We start from the raw sequence: 12,919 nt of genomic DNA on the forward strand, positions 1-12,919 counted from the left end.
TGAGGGACATGCGGCCAGGTCCGTATTTCTTAACCGACCTCAACTCTTGCGTGTTGAAGCAACGTCGGAGTTCTCTTATCGTCGCCGCAATTTCCGGGGGAATTCGATATGCCTTTCCTGATTGCTATTCTCGGCGTGCTGGGAGCGGCGGCGTTCTGGTGGTACCGCATGAAGGCCATGAACGACGCCGCGCGCGAGGTCGCCGATGTCGTTGGGCGTGTCCAAGGCAACATCCGCCGAAAGAAGCTGCGCAAGCAGGCGGCGCTGTCGCCGCTGACGGCGATCGACGATCCTGTCGTGGCGGCGGCAACGCTGATCACCGCCATGGCGGCGGAGCATGGCCCGATCCTGCCGAAGCGCGAAACCGTCATCCGCGAGGTGATCTCGCAGATTGCCGAGAACCAGAAGAAGACCGACGAGGCCGTCGTCTACGCCAAATGGGCCTCCGCGCAGATCGACGACACGACGATCGTCATCGACAAGCTGGCGCCCTTCCTGCGCGAACGCCTCGATCCGCACGAGCGGGAAGATCTGCTGCAGATGCTGAACCGCGTCGCGCAAGGTGGCGAGCAGAGTTTTCGGATCGCCGACCAGAGGATGCTGCGGCTGCGGCAGAAGCTGGGTTTCGAGGTGAATTGAAACCTGTGCCTGATATTTAGGGCAGTTGCTTGGGATTCAATCCACTTGCAATCGTTGGCGCTGCCCCTCACCTGCCTGCCGGCATCCTCTCCCCGTATAGTGACGAGGAGAGGGGTCGCTCTCATCGCTGGCTTTGCCAATCGCCAGCGTTGCAAGAATGGCGCCGAGGCTGCGGCCAGCCCTTTCTCCCCGTCGCTATACGGGGAGAAATGCCCGGCAGGGCAATGAGGGGCGGCGCTGACTTTCGATAACTTGTCACTCAAACGCGGCAGGCGGTCAGATCGCCTCGCCTTTCAGCAGCCGCGGCGTGTCGCCGGACAGGCCGGACGCCTGACGGATGAAGAACTCTTTCAGCCTGGGCATGCGTTCGACGAGGCCGAGGCCGATGTCGCGGATTTGGCGCAGCGGGCCGATGTCGTTGGAAAACAGTCGGTTCAGCACATCGGTGGTGATACCCATCTGCACGGTGTCGAAGCGGCGCCATTGCTGGTAGCGCTCGAGCACGTCGAGCGCGCCGATGTCCTGTCCGAGGCGATCGGCCTCGACAATCACTTCGGCAAGCGCCGCCACATCCTTGAAGCCGAGATTGAGGCCCTGGCCGGCGATCGGATGGATGCCGTGGGCGGCGTCGCCGGCAAGGGCGATGCGCGGCGCGACGAAGGCGCGCGCGATGGTCAGACCGAGCGGCCAGGCGCGCGGCTTGTCGGTGACGCGGATTTCGCCGAGCTTGAGGCCGAAGCGCAGTTCCAGCTCGTGCTCGAAAACGAGGTCGTCGCCCGAAACCAATTTCTCCGCATCCTCCGAGCGCTCGACCCAGACAAGCGACGAACGGTTGGTGCCATCCTCGGTGGGCTTAAGCGGCAGCGTGGCAAATGGGCCGGCGGGCAAAAAATGCTCCTCGGCGCGGCCATTGTGCGGGCGCTCATGCGCCACCGTGCAGACGATGCCGGATTGGCCATATTCCCATTTCACCGTCTTGATGCCGGCCATGTCGCGCAATTTCGAATTGACGCCGTCGGCGGCGACCAGCAGTCGCGCCTTCAGCGTCGCGCCATCGGCCAGATGCACGGTGACGCCGGCGCCATTGCTGTCGAAAGATGCGACCGCGACACCTTCGATGATATCGATGCCGAGCTTTTGCGCGCGGCGGCGCAAGGCGCCGTTCATATCCTTGTTGGCGACCATGTGGGCGAACGGTTCGCCCGGCGCGACTTCGCCGTCGAAGGTGAGAAACACCGGGCGCACCGGGTCGGCGGTGCGCGAATCGGTGACGATCATTTCGGTGATGGCCTGCGATTGACCGACGATTTCCTGCCAGACGCCGAGCTGGTCGAGCATGCGGCAGGCGGCAGCGGCGATCGCCGAGGCGCGGCCGTCTTTCTGCCAGACGCCGGCGGGGGCTGCATCGACGACGGCGACCGCTAGGCCCGGCCGCGCCTGTTTCAGCGACACCGCGGCGGCGAGGCCGACATAGCCGGCGCCGGCGACCAGCACGTCGAGCGGGGTTCTTGCGTCGGTCTTGCGGTCTGCCATGTCAATTCCTTTCGAAGTCTCGACCATCCTCGCCCCACTGGGGCATTCCGGCCTTGACTGCCCGCCATTCCTGTCGGAAACCGCCATAGCATCTTACGGCGAGGTCACGAAACATGACGGCGGCCATGGACGAGCTTCTCAGCATTCTCGACCTCGAGCAGCTGGAACACAATCTGTACCGTGGTCGCAGCCCCAAGCTCGACTGGCAGCGCGTCTTCGGCGGCCAGACCATCGCGCAGGCGCTGGTCGCCGCGCAGCGCACCGTCGAGCCCGAGCGCCACGTGCATTCGCTGCATGGCTATTTCATGCGGCCGGGCGACACCAAGGTGCCGATCGTCTACGAGGTCGACCGCATCCGCGATGGCGGCTCCTTCACCACGCGGCGCGTGGTGGCGATCCAGCACGGCCAGGCGATCTTTTCGCTGGAAGCCTCGTTCCAGCAGGACGAGGTCGGTCTCGAGCACCAGCTGCCGATGCCGCGCGACGTGCCGGCGCCCGACAGCCTGTTGTCGCAGCGCGAATTGCTGGGCAAGTTCGGCGAGGCGGTGCCGGACGGCATCAAGCGCTACTGGGAGCGCGACCGGCCAATCGAGATGAAGCCGGTGATGCTGAAGCATTACACCAGCCGCGAAAAGCTGGAGCCGCAGCAGAACATCTGGATCCGCACCACCGGCCCGGTGCCGGCCGACCGCGGCATCCAGGCGGCGGTGCTGGCCTACCTCTCCGACATGACGTTGCTCGACACCTCGACCTTCGCCCATGGCCGCGCCATTTTCGACCGCGACATCCAGGCGGCCAGCCTCGACCACGCCATGTGGTTCCACCGCAGCCATCCGCTCGACGACTGGATCCTGTACACCCAGGACAGCCCGTCGACGCAGGGGTCGCGGGGCTTCACCCGCGGCTCGTTGTTTGCCCGCGACGGCACGCTGATCGCCTCGGTTGCCCAGGAAGGCCTCATCCGCCTGAAGCGCCCGCCTGCCGAATAGGCATTTTCCAAAAATTGCCTATTTTTTAATCAGTGACTGTCCTGTGACGATGTGCACTTTGCTGCTGCGCCCTCGGCAATCTGTTTGTTTACAATGAGTTAACACCCTGCTTCGGCAACTGGCACGGAGCTTGAATCCTGTCGGGCACTCTCCGGGCTCTTTGGGATCGGTGAAGGTGTGCAAACGCGGGGGACCGCAACAGCAAAGGGTGAAACCTTATGAAAATCGTGATGGCAATCATCAAGCCGTTCAAGCTCGACGAGGTGCGCGAAGCGCTCACCGCCGTCGGCATCCAGGGCCTGACCGTCACCGAAGTCAAAGGCTACGGGCGTCAGAAGGGACATACGGAAATCTATCGCGGAGCGGAATACGCGGTCAGTTTCCTGCCGAAAATCAAGATCGAAGTCGCGGTCAGCACCGACCTGGTCGACAAGGCCGTGGAAGCCATCACGGCGGCGGCCAAGACCGGCCAGATCGGCGACGGCAAGATCTTCGTCTTCGGCATCGATCAGGCGGTGCGCATCCGTACCGGCGAAACAGACACCGACGCGCTCTGAGCGGCGAACACGTATTCCAATGGAGAGTTCAATGAATATTCCTTCCACCTTGAAGACGACGGGACGCGCGGCCGCACTCGGCTCGCTCGCTCTCGCAGCATTGGGCAGCGTCGCCGCCTTCGCGCAGGAAGCAGCCCCCGCGGCCGCGGCTGCCGCCCCGGCAGCGCCGACGCCCGTGCTCGACACCGGCAATACCGCCTGGATGCTGACTTCGACAGCGCTGGTGCTGATGATGACCATTCCGGGCCTGGCGCTGTTTTACGGCGGCATGGTGCGCAAGAAGAACGTGCTCGCCACCATCATGCAGAGCTTCGCCATCACCTGCCTGGTGACGGTGCTGTGGTTCATGTTTGGCTATTCGCTGGCCTTTTCCACCAATGATTCCGCCAGCATGAACAGCTTTATCGGCGGCGCCTCGAAATTCTTCCACCATGGCATCACCACCTCGTCGCTGTGGTTGCCCGGCGTGGCGAACATTCCCGAGTTCGTCTTCTCGATGTTCCAGATGACGTTTGCCATCATCACGCCCGCACTGATCGCCGGCGCCTTCGCCGAACGCATGAAGTTCTCGGCGCTGCTGATCTTCATGGCGCTGTGGCTGCTGGTCGTCTACGTGCCCGTCGCGCATTGGGTCTGGGGTGGCGGCTTCCTCGGTACGGCCGGCGTTCTCGACTTCGCCGGCGGCACGGTCGTCCACATCAACGCCGGTGTCGCGGGTCTGGTCTGCGCGCTGGTTCTCGGCAAGCGCGAAGGCTACGGCACCGTCAACATGGCGCCGCACAACCTGGTCTATTCGGTGATCGGCGCTTCGCTGCTGTGGGTCGGCTGGTTCGGCTTCAACGCCGGTTCGGAACTGGCGGCCGACGGCCTTGCCGGTGCCGCCATGCTCAACACCCAGGTTGCCACCGCCGCGGCGGCTCTGGCCTGGATGTTTGCAGAATGGATCGTCGCCAAGAAACCCTCCGTGCTCGGCATCATCTCGGGTGCGGTTGCCGGCCTCGTCGCGGTGACGCCGGCTTCCGGCTTCGTCAACCCGACCGGCGCCTTCATCGTCGGCATAGTCGCCGGCGTGCTCTGCTACATCTCGGCGGTCAAGGTGAAGCACATGTTCGGCTATGACGACTCGCTCGACGCCTTCGGCGTGCATGGCGTCGGCGGCATCATCGGTGCGCTGCTCACCGGCGTGCTTGCCGATCCGGCGATCAACAGCCTGTCGTCGGGCGCCTCGCTCGGCAAGCAGGTCTACGGCGTTGCCGTCACCATCATATGGACGGCGATTGCCACCCTCGTGATCCTCTACATCGTCAAGGCGCTGGTCGGCCTGCGGCCCAGCACCCAGGAAGAGGTCGAGGGTCTCGACATCAGCCAACATGGCGAGGTGGTTCCGTAAGGCCACTTGCCAACGGGACCGGCGGAACCCTCCTCCCGCCGGTCCCCCAATTTGCTTCAGAGATCCCGTCGTGACGCTCCCGAAAAGGGCTCACGCTTTGAGGCCCGGGTCATTCCGGGCCTCTTTTTTTTGCAAAAACGTTCCGGCTGGGCAGGGCTCGCCATTGCCGTCCGCATCCCCCGCGCGGGGGATGAAAGTGCCCGACCGGTGTGGCATCCGGGTTCGCCACTTTGTTCGAACAGGAAGCCACGCATGAAAAAAATTTACGAAAAGCCGACGCTGACAAGTCGCGAAAAACTATCTTGCGTCACCGCTGGCATCCCTTTGTCGCAGCAGGCATGAGTTTCGTCGAAACGGCCGTGGCGCTCTGCGCAAGATCGTCGCCCACGGCCGTATAGTTAATGCGGCCTTAACCTTCCCCCCGATAGTCTGACATCCGAATCTGCCGGAGTGCGTCATGCGCCCGGCCAGTCCATGACAGACGGGGAACGAAGCATGCGTTCAGGGGCTTCAGCACCGCTCGCGCTGACCGATACGGGGCACGGCATCCAGGCATTCGCGCGGCGCCAGGTCGGGCGGCTGGTCGGCGCCGGCCTGTTTGCGCTGGTCGCTTTTGGGGTCGCGGCGCTGGCCACCTGGAACGTCGCCGATCCGAGCTTCTCGCACGCCACCGACAACATCGTCACCAACGCCATGGGCTATGCCGGCGCGGTATTCTCCGACCTCGCCATGCAGTTCTTCGGCCTTGCCGCGGTCGCCGCCTTGGTGCCGGCGGTGATCTGGGGCTTTCTCCTGTTTTCGGCGCGTGGCGTCGACAGGCTGCCGAAGCGCGGCGTTGCCTGGTTCGGCTTCGCGCTGCTTGCCGCGGCGATGGCCGGCTGCGTGGTGCCGCCCAAGACGTGGCCGTTGCCGACCGGCCTCGGCGGCGTGTTCGGCGACATGGTGCTTAACATCCCGGGCCTGGTCATTGGCGGCTACCCGACCGGCATCATTGCCAGCATCATTGCCATGATGCTCATTGCGCCGGCGCTGTGGCTGTTTGCCTATGGCTCGGCGTTGATTGCGCGCAAGAACGGCTTTGCCGTCATGGAGCGCAGTGCGGAGCCCGATCCCCGGGAGGACGATCTGCTCTTCGACGAAGACGAGGACGAGGGCGACGAGGGCATATTGGCGCTCGGCGCCATCACCCATTGGTGGCTGTCGTTGCGCGCCTGGATGCATCGCCGGGCTGTGCGCCGCCAGCAGGAGCGCGACGAGTACGAACCGGAGATGGAGCAGCGCTCCACGGCATGGCGTCGCGCCGCCGAACGGGTCGAATCGGCGGAATTTGCCGAATCGCGGATGAGCCCGGATGGCCGCGCCCGCGTCGAGCCGGAATTCTTCGCCGCCATGGTCAATGACCGCAGCGTCTCGGTCGATCCGGACGATGACGACGTCCTCGACGCCGGTTTCGACAATGGCGACGAAGACGTCGAGTTCGACGACGAGCCGGTCCAGCGCCGTGCCGCGCCAAACGCCAAGGTGCAGAACTTCCGCTCCGATGCGGCGACCCGTGTCGCAGCACCTGGGCCGCGTCCTGCTCCGGGCGCCCGCGTCCAGCGCGAGGCGCAGACGTCGCTGATCGGCTCGGAAACATTCGAAATGCCGTCGCTGCATTTCCTGTCCGAGCCGAAGAATGTGGTGCGCGACGCCAGCCTGTCGAAAGATGCGCTGGAGCAGAATGCACGCCTGCTCGAAGGTGTGCTGGAGGATTTCGGCGTCAAGGGCGAGATCATCGCGGTGCGCCCCGGCCCGGTAGTCACGCTCTATGAGCTGGAACCGGCGCCCGGCATCAAATCGTCGCGAGTCATCGGTCTGTCCGACGACATCGCCCGCTCGATGAGCGCCATTGCCTGCCGTGTCGCCGTTGTGCCCGGCCGCAACGCTATCGGCATCGAACTGCCGAATGCCAAACGCGAGACCGTCTATCTCAGAGAGATATTGGCCAGCCGCGATTTCGAAACCACCAAGTCCAAACTGGCACTGGCGCTGGGCAAGACCATCAATGGCGAAGCGGTCATCGTCGACATCGCCAAGATGCCGCACGTGCTGGTCGCCGGCACCACCGGCTCCGGCAAATCCGTCGCCATCAACACCATGATCCTGTCGCTGCTCTACAAGCTGACGCCGCAGGACTGCCGCCTGATCATGATCGATCCGAAAATGCTGGAACTTTCCGTCTATGACGGTATCCCGCATCTTTTGACCCCGGTGGTCACCGACCCGAAGAAGGCGGTGGTGGCACTGAAATGGACCGTGCGCGAGATGGAAGACCGCTACCGCAAGATGTCCAAGGTCGGCGTGCGCAACATCGACGGCTTCAACGCCCGCGTGCAATTGGCCGAGAAGAAGGGCGAAAAAATCTCGCGCACCGTGCAGACGGGCTTCGACCGCCAGACCGGCGAGGCGATCTACGAAACGGAGAATCTCGACCTCGAGCCGATGCCTTACATCGTCGTCATCATCGACGAGATGGCCGATTTGATGATGGTCGCGGGCAAGGACATCGAAGGTGCTGTCCAGCGCCTGGCGCAGATGGCGCGCGCCGCCGGCATCCATGTCATCATGGCGACCCAGCGTCCGTCCGTCGACGTCATCACCGGCACCATCAAGGCCAATTTCCCGACCCGCATCTCCTTCCAGGTGACGTCGAAGATCGACAGCCGCACCATTTTGGGCGAGCAGGGCGCCGAGCAGCTGCTGGGCATGGGCGACATGCTCTATATGGCAGGCGGCGGCCGCATCCAGCGCGTGCACGGCCCGTTCGTCTCCGACGACGAGGTCGAGAGGATCGTCGCGCATCTGAAGCTGCAGGGCGTGCCCGAATATCTCGACGCCATCACCGAGGATGATGGCGACGACGACGATGATGAGCCGTCCGGCAAGGGCGGTTCCGGCGGCAGCGGCAATTTCGAGGATTCCGACGACCCCTACGACCAGGCGGTGGCCGTGGTGCTGCGCGACGGCAAAGCCTCGACCAGCTACATCCAGCGCCGGCTCGGCATCGGCTACAACCGCGCCGCGTCGATCATCGAAAAGATGGAGAAGGAAGGTATTGTCGGCCCGGCCAACCATGCCGGCAAACGCGAAATTCTGGTGCCGACCGAGGACGACAAATTCTGATCAGCTGATACGACCCGGCGGCAACCTTGAACCTTTCGGGACGTTACAGCGACTGAGCGCTGTCCGGTCCGCCAAACTTAAGTCTAACTGGGGGTCCACGGACTGCAACGAGACACACACCACACGAGAGTGACCGGCATGAAAAACGATCCTTCCGCGATCAGCGATTTCGCTCCAAACCGTCGCCAGCTGCTCGGCCTTGGCCTGGTTCTTGCCGGCGCCGCGGCCGTCAATGTCATGCCGGGGTTCCAGCTTCTGGCCTCGGCGCAGGCGGCCGTACCGCCGGCGGCGCAAAAAATCGCCGACCATTTCTCCTCGGTCAAATCGATGAGCGGCGAGTTCGTCCAGTTCGGCCCCAACAACCAGCAGACCGGCGGCAAGTTCTTCCTGGAGCGGCCGGGCAAAATCCGCTTCAACTATGACGGCAAGTCCAATTTCCGGGTGATTTCCGATGGCAAGTCGGTGGTCATCCTCAACCAGCGGTTGAAAACGTCCGATCTCTATCCGCTGTCGAAGACGCCGCTGAAGCTGTTGCTCGACACCAAGATCGATCTCTCCGGCGGGCGCGTGAAATCGATCAAGGAAGAGAGCGACCTCACCACCATCCAGCTCGCCGACAAATCGGTGTTCGGCAATTCGAAGATCACGATGATGTTCGATCCGAAATCCTATGATTTGCGCCAGTGGACCATCACCGACGCGCAGGGCAAGGACACCACGGTGATGATCTACAACACCAAGGAAGGCGTCAGTTTCCCTGCGGATACCTTTGCCATCGATTATACGGCCAACCGCGAGCTGAACACCAAGACGCGCTAGATTCAGGTGAGGCCGGCCTGCAAATGGCGGTCTCCTCCGCTTCCGGTGCTCACGTACTTTAAGTACGCTCCGCTCCGGTTCTCGGAGACCACCATTTTCGACTCGGCCTGACCTGAATCAAAGGCCGCCGCTGGGGAAGCATCTCGCAAAGGCTGGCTTGTGTTTGTGGCGCTCGGCTGGCAGTAGATCGGCGACCTTGTTCGGACCGCCGCATGCCTTTCACAGTTGCCACCTGGAACATCAACTCCGTGCGCTTGCGCATGCCTATCGTCGAACGGCTGCTGGAGGAGCAGGCGCCGGACGTGCTTTGCCTGCAGGAGACGAAGGTTCCCGACGAGCTATTTCCGGAAAAGGCGTTCCGCAAGGCGGGCTACGAGCACATCGCCTTCCATGGCCAGAAGGGCTACCACGGCGTGGCGACGGTGGCGCGGCGGCCGATCGAGATCGTCGAGAAGCGGCGCTTCTGCGAGATCGACGACAGCCGGCATCTGTCGGTGAAGGTACAGGCCGGCGGCAAGGCGATCCTGATCCACAATTTCTATGTGCCGGCCGGTGGCGACGAACCCGATCCCGAGATCAACCGCAAGTTCCGCCACAAGCTGGATTTCGTCGCCGAGATGAATGCCATCCGCGCCGCGCATGACGAGGCGTCAGCCTCGATCCTGGTCGGCGATCTCAACATCGCGCCGCTGGAGCATGATGTCTGGTCACACAAGCAATTGCTCAATGTCGTCAGCCACACGCCGGTCGAGACGGAAAATTTCGAGGCGATGCGGATCGCCGGCGACTGGGTCGACCTGATGCGGCTCAACGTGCCGCTTGAGCAAAAACTCTACACCTGGTGGAGTTACCGCGCCCAGGATTGGGAAGCGTCGAACCGCGGCCGACGGCTCGACCATGTCTGGTCGTCACCGAATCTGGTGCCAAGTTTTGCCGGTTACGAAATCCTGCGCGCCGCACGCGGCTGGGATCGGCCGTCGGACCATGTGCCGGTGATTGCGCGGTTCGATCTGGATTAGGCCGCAGGCCAAAGGGGTCGTTGAATGGAGGTAGTGGCAGCACGAGAGCCGGACGTGACATCGGCTGCCGACTGTCTGGCGGCTGCCTTTGCCGATGATCCGCAGATGGCTTTTTTCTTCTCGGGCGATCCTGCGCAGCGTCAGGACCTGGTGACGGAGTTCTTCTCGATCCTGATGGCGGCGCGCCTGGCGCTTGGAATGCCTGTGCTGCTGCTAAAGAGCGAGGGTCGCGTCCTTGGTGCGGTGATGGGCTATGATACGCAGCGGCCTGAATGGCTTCCCGCTCACCAGGAGAGATGGGCTCTGCTTCAGCAAAGGCAGGCATCGATGGCTTCGCGCTTCGAGAGGGCAGACGCCATCAGTGAGAAATACAAGCCGCAGGAACCGCATTTCTACCTTGGGGTCTTGGGCGTTCACCCCTCAATGCAGGGAAAGGGGGCTGGCGTCGCGCTCATCGAGGCTTATTGCGATCTTGCCGAAGGAGATCCTGTCTCGGCAGGGACGTTTCTCGAAACCGCACAACGCAAGAATTTGGCTTTCTATGAGCGTTGCGGGTTTCAACTCCTCGGCCAAGGTGAGCTTGCGCCCGGGAAGCCATTCTGGTGCCTGTTCAGGCCAAAACCCGTTCGAGACGGTAATTAGATTTACCCGCCAAACCGCGGCGCCAGCTTCTCGATGCGGGCGATCATGGCCTGGAAATCCTCGAGGATGCGCTGGTGCAGTTTCACCGCCACGTCGGGATACTCCTCGAGAATGCGGCGGAACATCTTGCGGCTGAGGCGGATCACTTCCGAATCGGTCTCGGCCGATGCGCTGGTCAGTCGCCTTGAGTCGGCGATCAGCGCCAGTTCGCTGAGGATGGTGCCGGGACCGGCGGTGCCGATCGGGATGCGGTCGCCATCCTGCTCGCGGTAGAGCACGATCTTCCCACTGACCACGATATAGGCTGAATCGGCTTCGTCGTCTTCGCGGTACAGCTTGCGGTCGGCCTGCAGGTGCGTGGCTTCGGCGCCGAAGGCGAGCAGGCGCAGCTGTTCCTGCGTGAAACCCTCAAAGAGCTTCACGGCGGACAGGATGCGGATGTCGTCATCCAGCGCCATCTCTAGCTGCGTCCCCGAACGGTCAGTCCAATCCCTCCCTTAGAGCGCCGCGCGTCCTCCTGGTCACGCAAAGGACACTCCAACATTTTTCAATCTGCGCAGCGTTCTTCCCCAAAACCGAATCGATTTTGGGCCGATGCGCGGGGTCGATCCAGGCTCCCCCAGCCGGATCGTACCCGAAAACAGTCCTGCCCCGACCGCCTATTGGATAATGAAATGTTTAAGGAACCAGCTTGTAGCCGCCGCTTTCTGTCACAAGAATTTCAGCATTGGAAGGATCGCGCTCGATCTTCTGGCGAAGCCGGTAGACGTGGGTTTCCAGCGTGTGCGTGGTGACGCCGGAATTGTAGCCCCACACTTCCTCGAGCAAGACGTCGCGCGTCACTACCTTCTGGTCGGCGCGATAGAGATATTTGATGATCGACGCCTCCTTCTCCGTCAGCCGAACCTTGGCGCCGCGTTGGTCGATCAGAAGCTTCTGGCTGGGCTTGAAGGTGTAGGGACCGACCGAGAAGGTGGCGTCCTCGCTCTGCTCGTGCTGGCGCAGTTGCGCGCGGATGCGGGCAAGCAGCACGGCGAAGCGGAACGGCTTGGTGACATAGTCGTTGGCGCCGGCCTCAAGGCCGAGAATCGTGTCGGAATCGGTGTCGTGTCCGGTCAGCATGATGATCGGCGCCTTGTAGCCGCCTTTGCGCAGGATCTTCACCGCCTCGCGGCCATCCATGTCGGGCAGGCCGACATCCATGATGAGCAGGTCGATGAGCCCGCCGCGCGCAGCAGCAACGCCTTTGGCGGCGGTCGCTTCCTGCAGGACGTCGAATTCTTCGTAAAGGGCCAGTTGCTCGACGAGGGTTCCGCGCAGGTCGTCATCGTCGTCAACGATAAGAATGGTACGTGATGTCATGGATCAATCCGTTGTTTTGAAAAGAATTTTCAGTTGACCGACCCCCATTTATGCGGAAGCTGACCGGCACAACAGTCCGATCACAGTGATTTGTTCCGTGACACGATCATACAAGAAAAAACGCGTTCGCAATGCAGCCGGCGCAATTTTGCCTAAAGGGCTGCGCGTGCTGGTGGTGCGGGCGAGGCCCGGCAACCCCAGCCAGGGGATTTTGCAGGCCGGCAGCAAGGTGTTTGCCTGCGCCCTGGGGCGCGGTGGCATCTCGGCCAACAAGCGCGAGGGCGACGGCGCGACGCCGCTTGGCGAGATGCGGATTCTGTCGGGATATTTTCGCGGGGATCATTTCTCGGCGGCGCGTAGAACGCGGCTGGCGATGGCGCCGATCGGCCCCGATCTCGGCTGGTGCGAGGTGCCGGACGACCGCAACTACAACCGGCCGGTGAAAATCCCCTACGGCGCCAGCCATGAGCGGATGCGGCGCGATGATCGCCTCTATGACGCCTGCCTGGTGCTCGACTGGAACATGGCGCCGCGCCGGCGCGGCCGCGGCAGCGCCATCTTCTTCCACCTGGCGCGTCCGGGCTTCACGCCGACGCAAGGCTGCGTTGCGGTAACCGCGCGCACCATGGCGCGGCTGTTGCCGCTGATGTCGGATAAGACGGTGGTGAGGGTGGTCGGATAGGCAGTAGGCAGTAGGCAGTAGGCAGTAGGCAGTAGGCAGTAGGCAGTAGGCAGTAGGCAGTAGGCAGTAGGCAGTAGGCAGTAGGCAGTAGGGCCGGGTTTCGGCGCCGTCTCATTCTTCCCTAC

12 protein-coding genes are annotated in these 12,919 nt (G+C 62.9%); 9 read left to right on the forward strand and 3 right to left on the reverse strand.

Annotation, left to right across the window (positions count from 1 at the left end; genetic code table 11):
• Positions 1 to 108: 108 nt before the first annotated feature.
• The gene (locus AC1D1B_RS05465; RefSeq protein ID WP_477330040.1) at positions 109 to 639 is read left to right on the forward strand and encodes a hypothetical protein; all 531 of its coding nucleotides are present in this window, start codon (positions 109 to 111) and stop codon (positions 637 to 639) included.
• Positions 640 to 915: 276 nt separating this feature from the next.
• Here AC1D1B_RS05465 and AC1D1B_RS05470 read toward each other — a convergent pair whose 3' ends face one another.
• Positions 916 to 2,172 (reverse strand): ubiquinone biosynthesis hydroxylase, encoded by a 1,257-nt coding sequence (locus AC1D1B_RS05470; RefSeq protein ID WP_477330042.1) that lies wholly within the window; start codon positions 2,170 to 2,172, stop codon positions 916 to 918.
• A gap of 113 nt (positions 2,173 to 2,285) precedes the next feature.
• On the opposite strand from AC1D1B_RS05470, the gene tesB reads away from it, so the two are divergent.
• From tesB to AC1D1B_RS05505, 7 genes are all read left to right on the forward strand, one after another.
• Positions 2,286 to 3,161 (forward strand): acyl-CoA thioesterase II, encoded by an 876-nt coding sequence (gene tesB, locus AC1D1B_RS05475; protein ID WP_477330044.1) that lies wholly within the window; start codon positions 2,286 to 2,288, stop codon positions 3,159 to 3,161.
• A 218-nt stretch (positions 3,162 to 3,379) separates the two neighbouring features.
• Complete coding sequence (locus AC1D1B_RS05480; protein ID WP_023670499.1) at positions 3,380 to 3,718, forward strand: P-II family nitrogen regulator; 339 nt, start codon at positions 3,380 to 3,382, stop codon at positions 3,716 to 3,718.
• Between the two features lie 31 nt (positions 3,719 to 3,749).
• Positions 3,750 to 5,108, forward strand: a complete 1,359-nt coding sequence (locus AC1D1B_RS05485; RefSeq protein WP_477330046.1) for an ammonium transporter — start codon at positions 3,750 to 3,752, stop codon at positions 5,106 to 5,108.
• 495 nt (positions 5,109 to 5,603) lie between these two features.
• The gene (locus AC1D1B_RS05490) at positions 5,604 to 8,270 is read left to right on the forward strand and encodes a DNA translocase FtsK (RefSeq protein ID WP_477330048.1); all 2,667 of its coding nucleotides are present in this window, start codon (positions 5,604 to 5,606) and stop codon (positions 8,268 to 8,270) included.
• Positions 8,271 to 8,408: 138 nt separating this feature from the next.
• Entirely contained in the window at positions 8,409 to 9,089 is a 681-nt protein-coding gene (locus AC1D1B_RS05495) for an outer-membrane lipoprotein carrier protein LolA (protein WP_477330050.1), read from the forward strand.
• 212 nt (positions 9,090 to 9,301) lie between these two features.
• The gene (locus tag AC1D1B_RS05500; protein WP_477330052.1) at positions 9,302 to 10,108 is read left to right on the forward strand and encodes an exodeoxyribonuclease III; all 807 of its coding nucleotides are present in this window, start codon (positions 9,302 to 9,304) and stop codon (positions 10,106 to 10,108) included.
• A gap of 24 nt (positions 10,109 to 10,132) precedes the next feature.
• Complete coding sequence (locus AC1D1B_RS05505) at positions 10,133 to 10,750, forward strand: GNAT family N-acetyltransferase (protein WP_477330054.1); 618 nt, start codon at positions 10,133 to 10,135, stop codon at positions 10,748 to 10,750.
• Between the two features lie 2 nt (positions 10,751 to 10,752).
• Here the strand turns inward: AC1D1B_RS05505 and AC1D1B_RS05510 are convergent, their stop codons facing one another.
• Both AC1D1B_RS05510 and AC1D1B_RS05515 read right to left on the reverse strand, forming a co-directional pair.
• A complete protein-coding gene (locus AC1D1B_RS05510; protein ID WP_454575531.1) occupies positions 10,753 to 11,208 on the reverse strand; it encodes a cyclic nucleotide-binding domain-containing protein in 456 nt (151 codons plus the stop codon).
• A gap of 220 nt (positions 11,209 to 11,428) precedes the next feature.
• Entirely contained in the window at positions 11,429 to 12,112 is a 684-nt protein-coding gene (locus AC1D1B_RS05515; protein ID WP_112561232.1) for a response regulator transcription factor, read from the reverse strand.
• A gap of 145 nt (positions 12,113 to 12,257) precedes the next feature.
• On the opposite strand from AC1D1B_RS05515, the gene AC1D1B_RS05520 reads away from it, so the two are divergent.
• Entirely contained in the window at positions 12,258 to 12,794 is a 537-nt protein-coding gene (locus tag AC1D1B_RS05520) for a L,D-transpeptidase family protein (RefSeq protein WP_477330549.1), read from the forward strand.
• The last annotated feature ends 125 nt before the right edge of the window (positions 12,795 to 12,919 follow it).

The sequence above is a fragment of the Mesorhizobium sp. P2_C5_2 genome (assembly GCF_056404535.1).